Genomic DNA, 18,080 nt, shown 5'->3' on the forward strand with positions numbered 1-18,080 from the left:
TGATCCTTTTACGGGCGGGAATAGGCCGGGTAATGTACCCTGTTTTGGTGTCGGCAGGAAAATCCGCGCGATAAACCGCAATGTTTTGCCCGCTTTGATCTGGCTCTACTTATCCTGCCTGGGTTTTTCCATTATAATAGCCGCCTTTTTTGCGACAGCATCTCAGAAGGTTACGCGGCCTGATGCTGTCTGGCAGCAGCGGCGAAGTTAAAAGGATACGTTATGCGTACAGAATATTGCGGACAGCTCAATCTGTCTCACGTGGGTCAGCAAGTCACTCTCTGCGGTTGGGTTAACCGCCGTCGCGATCTGGGCAGCCTGATTTTTATCGATATGCGCGACCGTGAAGGTATCGCTCAGGTATTCTTCGACGCCGATCATCAGGACGCTTTCCAGCTGGCCTCTGAACTGCGTAACGAATTCTGCATCCAGATCACCGGCACCGTGCGTGCGCGTGAAGAGAAAAACCGCAACAGCGATATGGCCACCGGCGATGTCGAAGTGTTTGCCCATGCACTGAACATCATCAACCGCGCTGAACCTCTGCCGCTAGACTCTAACCAGGTCAACAGCGAAGAAGCGCGTCTGACCTATCGCTATCTGGACCTGCGTCGTCCGGAAATGGCCCAGCGTCTGAAAACCCGTGCGAAAATCACCAGCTTCGTGCGTCGCTTTATGGATAACGAGGGCTTCCTCGATATCGAAACCCCGATGCTGACCAAAGCCACGCCAGAAGGTGCGCGTGACTACCTGGTGCCAAGCCGTGTACATAAAGGCAAATTCTACGCGCTGCCGCAGTCCCCACAGCTGTTCAAACAGCTGCTGATGATGTCCGGTTTCGATCGCTATTATCAGATCGTTAAATGCTTCCGTGATGAAGACTTGCGTGCAGACCGTCAGCCAGAATTCACCCAAATCGACGTGGAAACCTCTTTCATGACCGCCGAGCAGGTGCGTGAAAAGATGGAGCGTCTGATTCGTGAATTGTGGATCGACGTGAAAGGCGTGGATCTCGGTGACTTCCCGCAAATGACTTTTGCTGAAGCTATGAACCGTTACGGTTCTGACAAACCCGATCTGCGCAACCCAATGGAGCTGGTGGACGTGGCTGACCTGCTGAAAAGCGTGGAATTCCAGGTGTTCGCTGGCCCGGCTAACGATCCGAAAGGTCGTGTTGCCGCGCTGCGTGTGCCGGGTGGTGCAGCGCTGACGCGTAAGCAGATTGATGAGTACACCAAATTTGTTGAGATCTATGGCGCCAAAGGTTTGGCGTGGATGAAGATCAACGAGCGTGCAAAAGGCTTCGAGGGTGTACAGAGCCCGGTGGCGAAGTTCCTGACGCCTGAAATCGTTGAAGCGATTCTGAACCGCACCACTGCGCAAGATGGCGATCTGATCTTCTTCGGTGCTGACCGTGCCAAAATCGTCACTGATGCGCTGGGTGCACTGCGTCTGAAAGTGGGCCGTGATCTGAAGATTACTGACGAAAGCATGTGGGCACCGCTGTGGGTCATCGACTTCCCAATGTTTGAAGCGGATGAAGAGGGCGGTCTGGCTGCGATGCACCACCCGTTCACCTCGCCTAAAGAGCTGACGGCTGAACAGCTGGCGGTCGACCCGACGCAGGCCGTGGCGAACGCTTACGATATGGTGATCAATGGCTACGAAGTGGGTGGCGGTTCCGTGCGTATCCACAACGGCAACATGCAGCAGACCGTATTCAGCATTCTCGGTATTACCGAAGAAGAGCAGCGCGAGAAGTTTGGCTTCCTGTTGGATGCCCTGAAATACGGCACACCACCGCACGCGGGCTTGGCCTTTGGGCTGGACCGTCTGACCATGCTGCTGACCGGCACCGACAACATCCGTGATGTTATCGCGTTCCCGAAAACCACTGCAGCGGCGTGCCTGATGACCGAAGCGCCAAGCGAAGCCAACCCGGCAGCGTTATTGGATCTCGGCATTCTGGTGGCTCCGAAGAAAGAAAAGTCAGAGAACAAGTAATGGGCTATAAACATCCGGTTTCAGTGCTGGTGGTGATTTTTGCGCGAGATACTGGCCGGGTGTTAATGCTGCAGCGACGGGATGATGAAAATTTCTGGCAATCCGTAACGGGCAGCCTCGAAGCGGGTGAGAGCCCGCGTCAGGCGGCACAGCGCGAAGTGTCAGAAGAGCTGGGTATCGACGTTGCGGGCGAACAGCTGGTGCTGGACGATTGCCACAAACACATTGAGTTTGAAATCTTCCCGCACTATCGCCATCGTTACGCACCCGGTACCACGCACAACCGTGAACACTGGTTCCGGCTGGCACTTCCGCAAGAGCGCGATCTCCTACTTACGGAGCATCTCGCCGCGCGCTGGCTCGATCCTGCCGCAGCCGCAGCCCTGACCAAGTCCTGGAGTAATCGCCAGGCAATCGAAGAATTTACCTGAATGCCCGCCGCCGCGCGTTTTTCCGGCGACGATTAAGGTAGATTCCACGAATTCGACGAAGCGCATTTCCTTCGTGTTTAAATCCGGTGCCAGACATTTATCTCGCACCGCTAAAATTGAACAGATGGCGTAATCGGCACAGATTGTCAGTTCTACGCCGCCCAATATTGAACAGTCAGGCGTTATCGGCGCAGCAAGGTTGTTCACCGCCAGCGCGCAGCAACCGGAGCGTACTTTTGTACGTGAGGATTGCGAGCACTGCCGGGGGACAAGATTGCAAGTGAGATAGCCTGCACCCTGTTAAAGATCGGAGAAATAGTAAAGATGGCTGGACATAGTAAGTGGGCAAATACCAAGCACCGCAAGGCGGCGCAGGACGCTAAGCGCGGTAAAATCTTCACCAAGATCATCCGTGAGCTGGTGACCGCAGCGAAACTGGGCGGCGGCGATGCCGGCTCGAACCCGCGTCTGCGCGCAGCAATGGACAAAGCCCTGTCCAACAACATGACCCGTGACACCATGAACCGTGCGATTGCACGCGGCGTGGGCGGCGAAGATGATTCCAACATGGAAACCATCATCTATGAAGGTTACGGTCCAGGCGGCTCAGCGGTGATGATCGAGTGTCTGAGTGACAACCGTAACCGTACCGTGGGCGAAGTGCGTCACGCCTTCACCAAAACCGGTGGCAACCTCGGCACCGACGGTTCCGTTTCTTACCTGTTCAGCAAAAAGGGTGTGATCTCCTTTGCGCCAGGCCAGGATGAAGATGCGGTCATGGAAGCGGCGCTGGAAGCCGGTGCGGAAGACGTGGTGAGCTACGACGACGGTGCGATTGATGTGTTTACCGCGTGGGAAGAGCTGGGTGCGGTGCGTGATGCGCTGGAAGCCGGTGGCCTGAAGGCGGATACCGCTGAAGTCTCAATGATCCCTTCCACCAAAGCGGAAATGGATGCGGAAACCGCACCGAAACTGCTGCGTCTGATCGACATGCTGGAAGACTGCGACGATGTGCAGGAAGTTTATCACAACGGTGAAATTTCTGATGAGGTCGCGGAAACGCTGTAATGGCGTTTTCCATTAACCTAACAGCCGGAGGCGCGTAGTGGCGATCATTCTCGGGATTGACCCCGGCTCGCGCGTCACCGGTTACGGTGTGATTCGTCAGGTTGGCCGCCAGCTCAGCTATCTGGGCAGCGGCTGCATCCGCACCAATGTCACCGATCTACCCTCTCGCCTCAAATTGATTTACGCCGGGGTGACAGAAATCATCACCCAATTCTCGCCAGACTATTTTGCTATCGAGCAGGTATTTATGGCGAAGAATGCGGACTCAGCGCTTAAGCTGGGCCAGGCGCGTGGCGCAGCGATTGTGGCGGCGGTGAATCTCGATTTGCCGGTGTTCGAATATGCAGCACGTCAGGTCAAACAAACGGTAACCGGCACCGGTGGGGCAGAAAAAAGTCAGGTTCAGCACATGGTACGCACCTTGCTGAAACTGCCCGCTAACCCACAAGCTGATGCCGCTGATGCGCTGGCGATTGCCATCACCCATTGTCACCTGAGCCAAAACACCACGCGATTGAGTGACGCTAAGCTGGTGATGACGCGTGGGCGATTGCGGTCCGGCTGACGAAAACCCAAACATTGAAGGCTGGATATTGATCCAGCCTTTTTTATGATATAAATACCCGTCATATTTCCACTGGCTGATGCGCGAGCTACCCTTGTTCACCTGAATCACTGACCTCAGTGCGTTCATCGTCATGCGCTCGCTTGCCGCTTTAACGTCAGCGGAAATCAATCAGGTATTTTTAGGATTACATAAGGAACTGCTCAGGTGATTGGTCGCTTACGAGGCAATATTCTGGAAAAACAGCCGCCGCTGGTGTTGATTGAGGCGCACGGTGTGGGTTATGAAGTGCACATGCCAATGACCTGCTTCTACGAGCTGCCGGAGATCAATCAGGAAGCGATTATCTTCACCCAGTTTGTGGTGCGTGAAGATGCGCAGCTGCTGTTCGGCTTCAACAACAAACAAGAGCGTGCGCTGTTCCGTGAGCTGGTGAAAGTGAATGGCGTGGGGCCAAAGCTGGCACTGGCAATCCTTTCTGGCATGTCAGCACAACAGTTTGTGACCGCCGTTGAGCGTGAAGAGATCGCGTCATTGATCAAGTTGCCTGGCGTCGGCAAGAAAACCGCCGAGCGTCTGGTGGTGGAGATGAAAGACCGCTTTAAAGGCATGCACGGCGATCTGTTTGGCAGTGACTCGACCTTCACATTGACCACGCCGTCTGAAGCGCCAGCCGCGAATGACGCTGAAGCTGAAGCGGTTGCTGCACTGGTGGCGCTGGGTTATAAACCGCAAGAAGCCAGCCGCATGATCAGTAAAGTCGGCAAACCTGATGCGGATTGCGAAACGCTGATCCGTGAAGCTCTGCGCGCAGCTATTTGAGGTAATGCATGATTGAAGCCGATCGCCTGGTCTCGGGCGTCTCTATAAATGAAGAAGAGAGCCTCGACCGTGCCATTCGTCCTAAGCTCCTGGCGGAATACGTGGGGCAACCGCAGGTGCGCGAGCAGATGGAGATTTTCATCAAAGCAGCGCAACTGCGTGGCGATGCGCTGGACCATCTGCTGATTTTCGGCCCGCCGGGATTAGGTAAAACCACGCTGGCTAACATTGTGGCGAATGAGATGGGCGTGAATTTACGTACCACTTCTGGTCCGGTGCTGGAGAAGGCAGGCGATCTGGCTGCGATGCTGACCAACCTCGAACCTCATGACGTGCTGTTTATCGATGAGATCCACCGCTTATCACCGGTGGTGGAAGAGGTACTCTATCCGGCGATGGAAGACTATCAGCTGGATATTATGATTGGCGAAGGCCCAGCGGCGCGCTCAATCAAACTTGATTTGCCCCCCTTTACCCTGATTGGCGCCACCACGCGCGCGGGCTCGCTGACCTCGCCGCTGCGCGATCGTTTTGGTATTGTGCAACGCCTTGAATTTTACAACGTACCGGATCTGCAACACATCGTCAGCCGCAGTGCAGCGTGCTTAGGATTGGCATTGAGTGAAGAGGGCGCGTTAGAAGTGGCGCGCCGTGCCCGTGGTACACCTCGTATCGCCAACCGTTTATTGCGTCGCGTACGCGATTACGCCGAAGTTCGCGCCAACGGTGTGATGAGTGGTGAAGTCTCTGCCAGCGCACTCGATATGCTCAACGTCGATAATCAGGGTTTCGATTACATGGACCGCAAGCTGTTGCTGGCGATCATCGACAAGTTCTCGGGTGGTCCGGTGGGGTTGGATAACCTGGCGGCGGCGATTGGTGAAGAACGGGAAACCATTGAAGATGTGATTGAACCCTTCCTGATTCAACAAGGATTCATTCAGCGCACGCCGCGCGGCCGTCTGGCCACGCAGCATGCCTACAATCATTTCGGCATCAGCCGCGACGAGTAACGCTGGCGTTCGTCCGGCTGCGCGATTTCACGATCGGGCATTCGCTAAGGGGCCATTAATGGCCCCTTTATTACGCCGCCGGCTTTTTCGCCATACTAAAGATGAACAGCACAGCGGCGCACAGCACCACGGAAGGGCCGGCGGGTGTATCGTAAGTGGCGGAGAACGTCAGTCCGCCGGTGACCGCCAGAATACCGATAATCACCGCAAAACCGGCCATCTGTTCCGGTGAACGGGAGAAACGACGTGCGGTGGCAGCGGGAATAATCAACAGTGAGGTGATAATCAGTGCACCGACAAACTTCATTGCCACACCAATGGTCAGGGCGGTGACCAGCATCAGCATCAGGCGCGTGCGTTGAATGTTGACGCCATCCACTTGAGCCAACTCCGGGCTGATGGTCATCGACAGCAGTGAGCGCCACTGCCATGCCATCACCGCCAGTACAATGGCAACGCCAGCGCCCATCATCCACAAATCATCCGGTGTCACCGCCAGCAGATCGCCAAACAGATACGCCATTAAATCGACGCGTACACCCTGCATCAGGCTGACTACCACCAAACCCAGCGACAGCGCGCTGTGCGCCATAATACCGAGTAACGTATCAATGGCCAGATGCGGACGACGCTCCAGCCACACTAAGCCCAGAGCCAGAAATACAGTCACCAGAATCACTGCATAATAGGGATTCACATTAAGCAGCAGACCAAAGGCCACGCCGAGCAGCGAAGCGTGCGCGAGGGTATCGCCGAAATAAGACATGCGGCGCCAGACCACAAACGAGCCAAGCGGACCCGCCGCCAGCGCCAGCAGCACGCCACCGAGCCAGCCGGGTAATAACAGTTCAATCATGACGGACCATTTCCTTTGCGCAGCACAATGCGTCCCTGTAAATCGTGACGGTGATTATGATGATGGCGGTAAATAGCCAATTGCTGCGCGCCGCGTGGGCCGAACATGGCGATAAATTCTGGATGCTGCGACACCGCTTCTGGCGTGCCGGAACAGCAGATGTGGTGGTTGAGGCACAATACCTCGTCAGTTTTTGCCATCACCAGATGCAGATCGTGCGAAACCATTAGCACGCCACAGTTGAGCTCCTGACGAAGCTGATCGATCAAATCGTAGAGCGCCACTTGCCCATTTACGTCAACGCCTTGCGTAGGTTCATCTAACACCAGTAACTGGGGTTGATTGAGCAGGGCACGCGCCAGCAGTACGCGCTGGGTTTCACCACCTGAGAGTTTTTGCAGGGGGGCATTCAGCAGATGGCCCGCCTGCACCCGTTTCAAGGCCGGGAGAATAGCATCTCGCTTGCTGCCACGCGTCAGACGCATAAAACGTTCAACGGTGATCGGCAACGTTGGGTCAATGTGCAACTTCTGAGGCACGTAGCCAATGCGTAAACCGGGGGTGCGTTTGACGCTACCCCCTGTAGGCGTAAGAAGGCCGAGCACCGTCCGGACCAGCGTCGATTTGCCCGCGCCGTTCGGCCCAAGTAGCGTAAGTATTTTCCCTGGCTCCAGTGTCAGGCTAATACCTGCTAGCACAGGGCGCTGGGAAAACTTGACGGAGATGTTTTCAAGTGTAACAAGTGACGACATATTATTTACGGGTTGCATTGAATTTCGAATGTTATAATATCACATTCCATCAACAGGTCACGATGGAATGACGCATTATGTTACACATTAAGCAGCGCTTCGCTTTCACTCTTCCTGCTGCGGCTCTCGCCGCCGCCTGCGCGATGCCCGCGCACTCAGCCGTAGTGGCTTCAATCAAACCGATCGGATTTATCGCAGCGGCCATTGCAGATGGCGTGACGCCAGTGGAAGTGCTGTTGCCCGATGGCGCTTCAGAGCACGATTATGCTTTACGTCCTTCTGATGTAAAACGTATTAAAAACGCGGACTTAGTGGTATGGGTTGGACCAGAAATGGAGGCGTTTCTGACCAAGTCAGCGGCAGAGTTACCTGAGGCTAAAAATCTCGAAATAGCGGCGATGCCAGGGGTGAAACCGCTACTGATTCGTGGTGGTGAAGACGAGGACGAACATGAGCACGGTCACGATCATGAGCATGACTCAGATAAGTCTGATGACCAGGAGCCGTCTCATACACACCACCACCATGGTGAGTTTAATATGCACCTGTGGATGTCACCTGAGATTGCGCGACAATCTGCGGTTGCAATCCACGGAAAATTATTGGAACTTATGCCGCAAAGCAGAGCCAAACTTGACGCGAACCTGCAGCAGTTTGAAGCAGAATTAGCAGATGCGGATAAGCATATTGGCGCGCAGCTTGCCCCCGTTAAGAGTAAGGGTTATTTCGTTTTTCACGATGCGTACAGCTACTTTGAAAAACACTACGGTTTGTCCCCTGCTGGACATTTCACCGTCAACCCTGAGATCCAACCGGGCGCCCAGCGTTTACATCAAATACGAACACAGTTGGTTGAGCAACAAGCCGTATGCGTTTTTGCTGAACCACAATTCAGGCCGGCCGTCATCGATGCCGTGTCTCGCGGAACCAACGTGCGCAAAGGCACACTTGACCCGCTGGGCATGGGAATCAGCTTAACCAAAGACAGCTATGTGAAATTCCTCTCACAGTTGTCGAGCCAGTATGCGAGCTGCCTGAATGGAGCATAGAGGAATAAGTAAAAGTGCAGCAGATAGCCCGCTCTGTCGCCCTCGCATTTAATAATTTGCCGCGTCCCCACCGCGTTATGCTGGGTTCATTAACCGTTATCACGTTGGCCGTCGCTGTCTGGCGGCCTTACGTTTACCATCCCCATGATGTTGCCCCCATCGTGAAAGACATCACGCTGGACAAAAATGAACTGCGCACGCTGTTACCCGAAGCCAGTGAGCCGATTGATCAGACCACGGTTGAACCGGAAGAAGAGATTCCGGCCGATGACATCGATAAAGATGTGCAGGACAACCCGAATCAACACGATTACACCGTTTCCTCTGGCGATACCCTGAGCAGCGCACTGAATCAGTACGGTATTGATCTCAGTGATATCAATGCGTTAGTCAATAGCGATAAAGACTTCCGTAACCTGCGCGTCGGCCAGCAACTCAGTTGGACGTTGGATGCGGATGGTCAACTGCAAAACTTTACCTGGGAAGTGGATCGCCGCGAAACCCGCACTTACGAGCGTCAGCCGAATGGCAGCTTTAAGATGCAGCAGGAGATGCAAAAGGGCGAGTGGCAAAATAGTGTGCTGAAAGGTGAAGTGCGTGGCAGCTTTGGTGCAAGCGCCCAGCGTGCAGGCTTGACCAGTGCTGAAACCAGCAACGTCATCAAAGCCATGCAGTGGCAGATGGATTTCCGCAAACTGCGCGCCGGTGACGATTTTAGCGTGCTGATGTCACGCGAGATGCTGGATGGCAAAAGTGCGCAGAGCCAGCTGCTCGGCGTGCGTCTGCGTACCGGCGGCAAAGATTACTACGCGTTCCGCGCGGAAGATGGCAAATTCTACGATCGCAACGGCTCAGGCCTTGCCCGTGGTTTTATGCGCTTCCCGACGGTGAAACAGTATCGCGTTTCCTCCAACTTTAATCCGCGCCGTCTTAACCCGGTAACGGGCCGCATCGCACCACATAAGGGTGTCGATTTCGCGCTGCCGATCGGTACACCGGTATTGGCCGTGGGTGATGGTGAAGTGGTGATGGTCAAAAATGGCGGGGCGGCGGGTAACTACGTGGCCATTCGTCACGGTCGTCAGTATATGACCCGTTATATGCACCTGAGTAAGGCGCTGGTGAAACCAGGACAGAAAGTGAAGCGCGGTGACCGTATTGCGCTGTCAGGCAACACCGGGCGGTCTACGGGGCCACATCTGCATTACGAAGTGTGGATCAACAATCAGGCCGTCAACCCACTCACGGCGAAACTGCCGCGTATGGAAGGGCTGACTGGTAAAGATCGCAGCAACTATCTGGCGGACGTGAAGAGTTATCTGCCACAGCTGGCACTGAAATAACCCATTTCTGTAGCCAATAGTGAAAAAACCGACGAATTATTCGTCGGTTTTTTGCTATCTGACGCATGATGATTGCAAAATTAACCACCGTCACTATCATTGTCCCGTCATTGTCAGAGGCGAGTGCATGGAAACCCGAAAGAAAAATAACAGTGAATTTATTCCCGTTTTTCAACGTTCTTTTTTAAAACCGAAATACTGGGGCAATTGGCTGGCGATTGGTGCGCTGGCGGGTATGGCAATGCTGCCTGCCAAAGTCCGCGATCCGATTTTGGGTGGATTGGGGCGGTTTGCCGGTAAGCTGGCAAAAAGTGCGCGTCGTCGTGCGTTGATCAATCTCTATTATTGCCTGCCGGAGTTAAGCGAAGCACAGCGCGAAGAGATTGCTGATCGTATGTTTGCCACCGCGCCACAGGCGATGGTGATGATGGCTGAGTTGGGGATGCGCGATCCGGCTCGTGTGCGCCAACGCGTTGACTGGCACGGCCGTGAAATTATCGAAGCCCTGCAGGCCAACAATGAGAACGTGATTTTTCTGGTGCCGCACGGTTGGGCCGTGGATATCCCGGCGATGCTGCTGGCGTCAGAGGGCCAGATGATGGCGGCCATGTTCCATAATCAGAGCGATCCGCTGCTGGATTATGTGTGGAACACCGTACGCCGTCGCTTTGGTGGCCGCATGCATGCACGTAATGACGGCATCAAGCCGTTTATCGCCTCGGTGCGTCAGGGCTATTACGGTTACTATCTGCCGGACCAGGATCACGGCCCGGAGCACAGTGAATTTGTGGATTTCTTTGCCACCTATAAAGCAACACTGCCAGCGGTCGGCCGATTGATGAAAGTATGTCGAGCGCGCGTGGTGCCACTGTTTCCGGTGTACAACAGCGAGACCCATCGTCTGGAAATCTATGTGCGTCCGCCGATGGACGATTTGCTGGATGCCGACGATAACACCCTGGCGCGGCGAATGAATGAGGAAGTTGAGATATTTGTGCGGCCGCATCCAGAGCAATACACCTGGATTTTAAAGCTGCTGAAAACGCGTAAAGAAGGGGATATTGAACCTTATGCGCGTAAGGAGCTTTATCCTCGCAAGAAATAACGAAGGGGCCGATTGGCCCCTTTGATTATTCTACCGCTTCAACGTGGCTGCGCCGGATACGTTCACGCAGGAACAGTGTGACCAGGCCAAACCACAGCACACCCGCCGCAAAGTTGATGCCGCTGAACCATGGCGTGCCACCACTGAAGTAGCCTGCTTTCGCCAGTTCAATCCCGATGGCCAATGTCAGAATACTGATCATTCCCAGCATGGCTGCCACGCTGCCTTTACCTTCGCTGCTGGAATACAGCGTCAGACGATACAGACCGGCGTTGACCATGCCCGCACCAAAGGCATACAGACTTAATCCTGCAGTCAGCAGCAGGTAGGTATGGCTGTCGAGCAGGTTAGCCAGCAACGAGATGCTTAAACCCAGCAGAATCGGCCACGCCGCGAATTTGACCGGCTGCTCGATGGGAACGCGACCCGCCAGTTTACCCAGCGTCAGGTTGCCAGCGATCATGGCAAGGAACACTGGCAGTTGCAGCAACGCATACTCCATGCGCGATAAGCCCTCGTCATGCATCAGAATCACGGGCGACAGGGCAACCCAGGCTAGAATCGGAATAAACACCAGGCCAATAGCGAAAGATCCATACATCACCTGACGATCGCGAGCCAGACGGCCATAGGCGCGCGCCAGATTCGGCAGGGCAATGGAGTGGCTACGATCGCCAGCGGTTTCCGGCATGATGCGCCACAGCACCACAAAAGCCACCACGCTACAAATCGCAAACAGCCAGAACATGCTGCGCCATTCACCCACGGTTAACCAGGCGGCACCCGCCAGCGGACCGGCCAGCGGGGCTAAGAGGGCCACGTTGGCCATTAGCGCCATCATGCGCACCGCTAAAGCCTCATCAAACGCTTCCTGCACGGCGGCATAACTGACTGCACCGATAAAGCACAGGCTGATGCCCTGGATAAAGCGCAGGGTGACAAACTGTTCGATGTTCGTGACCCAGGTGGTCAGAATGCAGGCCGCAGCAAAGAACAGAATGCCGAACAGCAGGACTGGACGGCGACCATATTTGTCCGAGAGCGGGCCGAGCAGCCACTGCAGCACCACGCCGCCCATCAGATAAGCAGTAAGAGAAGTCGACACCCATTCCGGGCCGACGTTGAATTCAGAAGTGACCAGCAGCATGCCGGGCTGAATCATGTCATGGGCGATGTAAGTCGCGAACTCAAACAACACCAGCGCGAGCGGGAACAGCAGCACCCGTCCGGTGAGTTGGGTAATCGGTTGATAGCGGGCCATCTGGCCTCCTTGTCAGAAAAAATAAAAACGCGACTGCCAGGCAGTCGCGTTTATCCATGTTGTTACAGCCGCTGTGAGTGGTGCGTGAGCGTTTAGTCTACGCGCAGAACACGGCTGGTGTTGGTGGTGCCGGTGGTTGCCATCACGTCGCCCTGGGTGACAATCACCAGGTCGCCCGAGACGAGGAAACCTTTGTCGCGCAGCAGGTTCACTGCATCATGCGCGGCGGCTACACCATCATTGTTGCTGTCGAAGTAAACCGGCGTCACGCCGCGATACAGCGCAGTCAGGTTCAATGTACATTCGTGACGTGACATAGCGAAGATCGGCAGGCCAGAAGTGATACGTGACGTCATCAGCGCAGTACGGCCCGATTCGGTCATGGTGATGATGGCAGAAACCCCCTGCAGGTGGTTGGCTGCATACATCGCGGACATCGCAATCGCTTCTTCCACGTTGTCGAACTGCACTTCAAGACGGTGCTTAGACACGTTGACGCTTGGGATTTTTTCCGCACCGAGACACACTTTCGCCATCGCAGACACGGTCTCCGCTGGATACTGACCGGCAGCGGTTTCTGCTGACAGCATCACGGCATCGGTACCATCCAGCACGGCGTTCGCCACGTCCATCACTTCAGCGCGGGTTGGCATCGGGTTGGTGATCATCGACTCCATCATCTGCGTGGCGGTGATGATGGTACGGTTCAGCTGACGCGCACGACGAATCAGCGCCTTCTGGATACCCACCAGCTCTGGATCGCCAATCTCAACGCCGAGGTCGCCACGCGCCACCATCACCACGTCAGAGGCGAGGATGATATCATCCATCGCTTCCTGTGACGCAACGGCTTCAGCACGTTCGACTTTGGCCACCAGTTTGGCATCACAACCTGCATCGCGTGCCAGGCGGCGAGCGTAGTTCATGTCTTCCCCATTACGTGGGAAGGACACGGCAAGATAATCCACGCCGATTTTCGCGGCGGTGATGATATCGACTTTATCTTTCTCCGTCAGCGCTTCTGCAGACAGACCGCCACCGAGTTTATTGATGCCTTTATTGTTGGAAAGCGGGCCGCCGACAGTGACTTCGGTGAAGACTTTCACACCCTGAACTTCCAGCACCTTCAACTGCACGCGACCATCATCCAGCAGCAGGATGTCGCCCGGCACCACGTCTTCTGGCAGACCTTTGTAGTCGATACCGACTTTCTCTTTATCACCTTCGCCTTTGCCCATATCCGCATCCAGCAGGAAGCGATCGCCGACATTCAGGAAGACTTTGCCTTCTTTGAAGGTGGAAACACGAATTTTTGGACCTTGCAGGTCGCCCAGAATCGCCACGTGACGGCCAAGCTTAGCGGCAATCTCACGCACCTTGTTGGCGCGCATCTGGTGGTCTTCCGGGGTGCCGTGGGAGAAATTGAGTCGCACCACGTTCGCGCCCGCCGCGATGATTTTTTCGAGGTTATTGTCGCGATCGGTGGCTGGGCCGAGGGTAGTTACGATCTTGGTTCTTCTGAGACGTCTTGACATGAAGGACTCCGTTGACAAAGGTTCGTGCCACTCTCAAGGGGACACGGTGTAATCGCATATTCTATATGATCGATGGGCTGTGATTCGACTCACATTGTGAATGTGATGTTAATTATTTTACAGCGCCCGCTTTTCCAGGCGTGAATCCTTAAGCGCTTCTTTCACCCGTTTCAGATTTTCGCGGAAAGCCGCGCCACGCTCAAGGGTAAAACCTGTCGCCAAAACATCAACCACGGTTAATTGCGCAAGGCGGGAAACCATCGGCAGGTAGATATCCGTATCTTCAGGTACATCGAGCGTCAGTGCGAGGGTTGCTTCTGCCGCAAGGGGTGAACCCGGAGAGGTGATAGCCAGTACTGTGGAAGCGTTTACACGCGCCAGGCGAGCCAGTTCTATCATATTTTTGGTTCGACCAGTATGTGATATGAGAACAAAAACGTCATTTGGTCCACTATTTATGCAACTCATGCGCTGGATCACAATATCCTCTGACCAGATGACCGGCAGATTAAAGCGCAGGAATTTATTGGTCGCGTCGTGCGCCACAACCGCAGAGGCGCCGAGACCAAAAAAGGCGATTTTTTGTGCCTGAGTCAGGGCTAGAACCGCTTGATCAATGACCTGAAGATCCAGCTGTTGGCGCACATGGCTTAAGCCGGCGAGGGCGGAATCAAAAATCTTGTGGCTGTAACTTTCAACACTGTCATTTTCTTCCACATCGCGACTGACCCAGTTCGGACCTTTTGCCAGACTCTGTGCCAGTCGTAACTTGAAATCGGGGAAGCCACGCGTACCCATACGATGACAAAAGCGATTGACGGTCGGTTCGCTGACGTCGGCGGCACGGGCCAGGGTGGCGATGCTGGAGTGCATAGCCTGCTGCGGAGCGGCCAGAATCTGTTCTGCCACTTTCCGTTCTGATTTGCTCAGCGCGTTAAGTTGCGCCTGAATATGTTCCAGCATGTCGTTAACCCGATGCGTCTCAATCACTTTCGTCGCGTTCATCACCTGATAAAACGCTGCCAATTCACAACAATATACCGTGTAATACACCCTCGCACGCAGCAGCGGACAAATGTAAGCGCGTTTTTTTTGTCATACTTTGATCGTTGCCGGGTTTTATCCCGACAAACATCGAAACAGAAAAAGCGCGAAAAGCGCACACCACAACACACCTTTGTTCGCCATCATGTTCAAAGTAATGGCTAATGCCACACCGCGTCTGGGTTGTTCCGATGCGGGGAAAAAAGTACATTGTGCTGTAAGAAAATTACAATAAGGACCTGGGATGATGAGGACGCTCAAACCGGGTATATCCTGCAACGAGGAGAGGAAAATGGCGGTAACACAAACAGCCCAGGCATGCGATCTGGTTATTTTCGGTGCCAAAGGCGATCTTGCTCGCCGGAAACTGTTGCCTTCACTGTATCAGCTGGAGAAAGCCGGTCAGATTCACGACACCACACGCATCATCGGCGTGGGGCGCGCGGAGTGGGACAAAGACGCGTACACCAAAGTGGTGCGTGAAGCGCTGGAAACCTTCATGAAGGAGAAAATCGACGAAGCGCTGTGGGATAAACTCAGCAGCCGTCTCGATTTCTGCAACCTCGACGTTAACGACACCTCGCATTTCACCAAACTGGGCAAGATGCTTGACCAGAAAGATCGTGTCACCATCAACTACTTCGCCATGCCGCCGAGCACCTTTGGCGCCATTTGCGATGGACTGGGCGCCGCCAAGCTGAATGCTAAACCGGCGCGCGTGGTGATGGAGAAGCCGCTCGGCACCTCGCTCGAGACCTCGCAAGAGATCAATGACAGCGTTGGCAAGTACTTCGAAGAGAGCCAGGTGTTCCGTATTGACCACTATCTCGGTAAAGAGACGGTACTGAACCTGCTGGCACTGCGTTTCGCCAACTCCATCTTCGTGAATAACTGGGATAACCGTACCATCGATCACGTGCAGATTACCGTGGCGGAAGAGGTGGGTATCGAAGGTCGTTGGGGTTACTTCGATAAAGCTGGCCAGATGCGCGACATGATCCAGAACCACCTGTTGCAGATCCTCACGATGATCGCCATGTCACCGCCATCCGATCTCAGTGCGGATGCCATCCGTGATGAGAAAGTGAAGGTGCTGCGTTCGCTGCGTCGTATTGACCAGACCAACGTGCGTGAAAAAACCGTGCGTGGCCAGTACACCGCCGGCTTCGTGCAGGGCAAAAAAGTACCAGGCTATCTGGAAGAAGAGGGCGCGAACAAGCAGAGCGCCACCGAGAGCTTCGTGGCGATCCGTGTTGATATCGACAACTGGCGCTGGGCGGGCGTGCCGTTCTACCTGCGCACCGGTAAGCGCTTGCCGACCAAATGCTCTGAGGTTGTTGTGTACTTTAAGAACCCAGAGATGAACCTGTTCAAAGACTCTTATGCTGAACTGCCGCAGAACAAGTTGACCATTCGTTTGCAGCCGGACGAAGGGGTGGATATCGAGATCCTGAACAAAGTGCCGGGTCTGGATCACAAGCACAAACTGCAGACCACCAAGCTGGATCTGAGCTACTCCGAGACTTTCAATCAGTCACATCTGGCGGATGCCTATGAGCGTCTGCTGCTGGAGACCATGCGCGGCATTCAGGCGCTGTTCGTACGTCGTGACGAAGTGGAAGCGGCGTGGGGCTGGGTGGATTCCATCATTGATGCATGGAACGCCGATGCTGAAGCGCCTAAGCCATACCAGGCTGGCACCTGGGGTCCGGTGGCGTCCGTCGCGATGATTACGCGTGATGGCCGTTCCTGGAATGAGTTTGAATAATTTGTGATGGCACAGCCAGTGATCTAACGGCTGGTTAGGTATTAGAGACCACAGACAAACGCTTTCGATGATGATCACCGAAAGCGTTTTTTTATTTCTGTAAAATGTAAGCGTTGACGGGTCAGAAAGCGTGTAACAGTATTTGCTGCACGGAGCAGGTTGATCAAATAAAGGATTATTGTGTGAATACGCTGGTAAAAAATGCATGGAGTTCAGCCGGTATGATATTGGGAGCGATAGCTCTGATTATCAGCCTTATCCATTTCTCAACTGGGCCTTACTCGGCACCTCCTTCGCTTGAGAGTGTCGTTGCCAGACACGTTGGCGAGATTAAAAAAGGCGTTATCGACGGATTGAAAGGCAAAGCTCCTTCCTCAAGTGAACCCGTCAGGAAAATCAATATCGATCAAATATTGACTACCGTTGTTCTTAGCCTCGCCGCGGCGGCCTTACTCATGGCCTTCGTTGGTGGTATGCGTAAAGAGAACAAATGGAGTGTCAGGGGCGCGCTGATATTTAGCTGCGGAACGCTCGCATTCCATGCCATTTTGCTGGGTATGGCATTTGCGTCCGCGATTATCCTGCTACTTATCGTGTTGTCATTGATATCTGGTTTTTTCGGATAAAGATTTATGCCAGGCAATGGGATGAATGATGCAGAAGGAAAAAACTTCCCATTGGAAAATTCATTTTTCTTAAAATTGAACCAGAGTTTCAATAATTTTTGATATCCGATAGACGCCGCTCCAGCCAATCTTGTATGGTAGAGCCCAAACATTGACAGCCGGATGTGAGTCGGGCTGATGCCACTAAGGAAACCTGATGAAGAACTGGAAAACTACTGCTGAACAGATCATGACAACGGGCCCGGTTGTGCCGGTGATCGTGGTGAACAAACTGGAACACGCTGTGCCGATGGCCAAAGCGCTGGTGGCGGGTGGTGTGCGCGTGCTGGAAGTGACGCTGCGTACCCCGGTGGCGATGGATGCGCTGCGTGCGATGATCAAAGAAGTGCCGGAAGCGATTGTCGGCGCGGGCACGGTGATCAACACCCAGCAGTTAAAAGAAGTCACCGATGCCGGTGCGCAGTTTGTGATCAGCCCAGGTCTGACGGAGCCGTTGCTGAAAGCCGCGGTTGAAGGTCCGGTGCCATTGATTCCGGGCATCAGCACCGTTTCTGAACTGATGTTAGGGATGGATTACGGTCTGCGTGAGTTTAAGTTCTTCCCGGCGGAAGCCAATGGTGGTGTGAAAGCACTGTCAGCGATTGGCGGTCCGTTCCCACAGGTGCGTTTCTGCCCAACCGGCGGTATCTCACCGGCCAACTACCGTGACTATCTGGCACTGAAAAGCGTGCTCTGTATTGGTGGTTCGTGGTTGGTGCCGAACGATGCGCTGGAAAGCGGCGACTGGGATCGCATTACGCGTCTGGCTCGCGAAGCCGTTGAAGGCGCGAAGTAACGC

General features: G+C 54.4%; 17 protein-coding genes. 12 read left to right on the plus strand and 5 right to left on the minus strand.

What is annotated here, in order from left to right; translation table 11 throughout:
* Positions 1-222: 222 nt before the first annotated feature.
* The 6 genes from aspS to ruvB all read left to right on the plus strand — a co-directional run bounded on the left by aspS (position 223) and on the right by ruvB (position 5,903).
* Positions 223-2,004 (plus strand): aspartate--tRNA ligase, encoded by a 1,782-nt coding sequence (aspS, locus tag F3J37_RS05425; protein WP_166932274.1) that lies wholly within the window; start codon positions 223-225, stop codon positions 2,002-2,004.
* Positions 2,004-2,435: a dihydroneopterin triphosphate diphosphatase gene (nudB, locus tag F3J37_RS05430; RefSeq protein WP_166932276.1), complete on the plus strand. Its 432-nt coding sequence runs from the start codon at positions 2,004-2,006 to the stop codon at positions 2,433-2,435. Before aspS ends, nudB begins: the two co-directional genes overlap by 1 nt.
* Before the next feature lie 324 nt (positions 2,436-2,759).
* Complete coding sequence (locus F3J37_RS05435; RefSeq protein WP_034828649.1) at positions 2,760-3,503, plus strand: YebC/PmpR family DNA-binding transcriptional regulator; 744 nt, start codon at positions 2,760-2,762, stop codon at positions 3,501-3,503.
* Positions 3,504-3,540: 37 nt separating this feature from the next.
* Positions 3,541-4,068, plus strand: coding sequence for a crossover junction endodeoxyribonuclease RuvC (gene ruvC, locus F3J37_RS05440; protein ID WP_038646509.1), 528 nt, complete (start codon positions 3,541-3,543; stop codon positions 4,066-4,068).
* A gap of 207 nt (positions 4,069-4,275) precedes the next feature.
* Complete coding sequence (gene ruvA, locus F3J37_RS05445; protein ID WP_034828652.1) at positions 4,276-4,890, plus strand: Holliday junction branch migration protein RuvA; 615 nt, start codon at positions 4,276-4,278, stop codon at positions 4,888-4,890.
* An 8-nt stretch (positions 4,891-4,898) separates the two neighbouring features.
* A complete protein-coding gene (ruvB, locus tag F3J37_RS05450) occupies positions 4,899-5,903 on the plus strand; it encodes a Holliday junction branch migration DNA helicase RuvB (RefSeq protein WP_166932278.1) in 1,005 nt (334 codons plus the stop codon).
* 70 nt (positions 5,904-5,973) lie between these two features.
* On the opposite strand, the gene znuB is transcribed toward ruvB, so the two are convergent.
* Entirely contained in the window at positions 5,974-6,759 is a 786-nt protein-coding gene (gene znuB / locus F3J37_RS05455) for a zinc ABC transporter permease subunit ZnuB (RefSeq protein ID WP_034828656.1), read from the minus strand.
* On the minus strand, positions 6,756-7,511 hold the full coding sequence (gene znuC / locus F3J37_RS05460; RefSeq protein ID WP_097117250.1) for a zinc ABC transporter ATP-binding protein ZnuC: 756 nt from the start codon (positions 7,509-7,511) through the stop codon (positions 6,756-6,758). The genes znuB and znuC overlap by 4 nt, the downstream gene beginning before the upstream one ends.
* Positions 7,512-7,588: 77 nt before the next feature.
* Here znuC and znuA point away from each other — a divergent pair, with 77 nt between their 5' ends.
* From znuA to lpxM, 3 genes are all read left to right on the plus strand, one after another.
* A complete protein-coding gene (gene znuA / locus F3J37_RS05465; RefSeq protein ID WP_166932280.1) occupies positions 7,589-8,560 on the plus strand; it encodes a zinc ABC transporter substrate-binding protein ZnuA in 972 nt (323 codons plus the stop codon).
* Between the two features lie 14 nt (positions 8,561-8,574).
* The gene (gene mepM, locus F3J37_RS05470) at positions 8,575-9,903 is read left to right on the plus strand and encodes a murein DD-endopeptidase MepM (protein WP_034828661.1); all 1,329 of its coding nucleotides are present in this window, start codon (positions 8,575-8,577) and stop codon (positions 9,901-9,903) included.
* A 127-nt stretch (positions 9,904-10,030) separates the two neighbouring features.
* Positions 10,031-11,008: a lauroyl-Kdo(2)-lipid IV(A) myristoyltransferase gene (gene lpxM, locus F3J37_RS05475; protein WP_058960183.1), complete on the plus strand. Its 978-nt coding sequence runs from the start codon at positions 10,031-10,033 to the stop codon at positions 11,006-11,008.
* 25 nt (positions 11,009-11,033) lie between these two features.
* Here the strand turns inward: lpxM and F3J37_RS05480 are convergent, their stop codons facing one another.
* From F3J37_RS05480 to F3J37_RS05490, 3 genes are all read right to left on the minus strand, one after another.
* Positions 11,034-12,269, minus strand: coding sequence for an MFS transporter (locus F3J37_RS05480; RefSeq protein WP_166932282.1), 1,236 nt, complete (start codon positions 12,267-12,269; stop codon positions 11,034-11,036).
* A 92-nt stretch (positions 12,270-12,361) separates the two neighbouring features.
* The gene (gene pyk / locus F3J37_RS05485; protein WP_166932284.1) at positions 12,362-13,804 is read right to left on the minus strand and encodes a pyruvate kinase; all 1,443 of its coding nucleotides are present in this window, start codon (positions 13,802-13,804) and stop codon (positions 12,362-12,364) included.
* 117 nt (positions 13,805-13,921) lie between these two features.
* Positions 13,922-14,767: a MurR/RpiR family transcriptional regulator gene (locus tag F3J37_RS05490; RefSeq protein WP_166932368.1), complete on the minus strand. Its 846-nt coding sequence runs from the start codon at positions 14,765-14,767 to the stop codon at positions 13,922-13,924.
* A gap of 373 nt (positions 14,768-15,140) precedes the next feature.
* Here F3J37_RS05490 and zwf point away from each other — a divergent pair, with 373 nt between their 5' ends.
* From zwf to F3J37_RS05505, 3 genes are all read left to right on the plus strand, one after another.
* Positions 15,141-16,616, plus strand: a complete 1,476-nt coding sequence (zwf, locus tag F3J37_RS05495; protein WP_034828667.1) for a glucose-6-phosphate dehydrogenase — start codon at positions 15,141-15,143, stop codon at positions 16,614-16,616.
* Positions 16,617-16,798: 182 nt separating this feature from the next.
* The gene (gene yidI / locus F3J37_RS05500) at positions 16,799-17,242 is read left to right on the plus strand and encodes an inner membrane protein YidI (RefSeq protein ID WP_034828668.1); all 444 of its coding nucleotides are present in this window, start codon (positions 16,799-16,801) and stop codon (positions 17,240-17,242) included.
* A gap of 196 nt (positions 17,243-17,438) precedes the next feature.
* The gene (locus F3J37_RS05505; RefSeq protein WP_034828669.1) at positions 17,439-18,077 is read left to right on the plus strand and encodes a bifunctional 4-hydroxy-2-oxoglutarate aldolase/2-dehydro-3-deoxy-phosphogluconate aldolase; all 639 of its coding nucleotides are present in this window, start codon (positions 17,439-17,441) and stop codon (positions 18,075-18,077) included.
* The last annotated feature ends 3 nt before the right edge of the window (positions 18,078-18,080 follow it).

The sequence above is a fragment of the Candidatus Pantoea communis genome, assembly GCF_011752685.1.
In the GTDB taxonomy this organism is placed as follows: Bacteria; Pseudomonadota; Gammaproteobacteria; order Enterobacterales; family Enterobacteriaceae; genus Pantoea; species Pantoea communis.

Excerpts from the sequence above, each read along its gene's own strand:
- pyk (WP_166932284.1), bottom strand. The coding sequence starts at position 13,804 with ATGTCAAGACGTCTCAGAAGAACCAAGATCGTAACTACCCTCGGCCCA.
- F3J37_RS05435 (WP_034828649.1), top strand. The coding sequence starts at position 2,760 with ATGGCTGGACATAGTAAGTGGGCAAATACCAAGCACCGCAAGGCGGCG.
- aspS (WP_166932274.1), top strand. The coding sequence starts at position 223 with ATGCGTACAGAATATTGCGGACAGCTCAATCTGTCTCACGTGGGTCAG.
- lpxM (WP_058960183.1), top strand. The coding sequence starts at position 10,031 with ATGGAAACCCGAAAGAAAAATAACAGTGAATTTATTCCCGTTTTTCAA.
- F3J37_RS05480 (WP_166932282.1), bottom strand. The coding sequence starts at position 12,269 with ATGGCCCGCTATCAACCGATTACCCAACTCACCGGACGGGTGCTGCTG.
- nudB (WP_166932276.1), top strand. The coding sequence starts at position 2,004 with ATGGGCTATAAACATCCGGTTTCAGTGCTGGTGGTGATTTTTGCGCGA.
- F3J37_RS05505 (WP_034828669.1), top strand. The coding sequence starts at position 17,439 with ATGAAGAACTGGAAAACTACTGCTGAACAGATCATGACAACGGGCCCG.
- znuB (WP_034828656.1), bottom strand. The coding sequence starts at position 6,759 with ATGATTGAACTGTTATTACCCGGCTGGCTCGGTGGCGTGCTGCTGGCG.
- ruvB (WP_166932278.1), top strand. The coding sequence starts at position 4,899 with ATGATTGAAGCCGATCGCCTGGTCTCGGGCGTCTCTATAAATGAAGAA.
- F3J37_RS05490 (WP_166932368.1), bottom strand. The coding sequence starts at position 14,767 with ATGCTGGAACATATTCAGGCGCAACTTAACGCGCTGAGCAAATCAGAA.
- znuC (WP_097117250.1), bottom strand. The coding sequence starts at position 7,511 with ATGTCGTCACTTGTTACACTTGAAAACATCTCCGTCAAGTTTTCCCAG.
- znuA (WP_166932280.1), top strand. The coding sequence starts at position 7,589 with ATGTTACACATTAAGCAGCGCTTCGCTTTCACTCTTCCTGCTGCGGCT.
- zwf (WP_034828667.1), top strand. The coding sequence starts at position 15,141 with ATGGCGGTAACACAAACAGCCCAGGCATGCGATCTGGTTATTTTCGGT.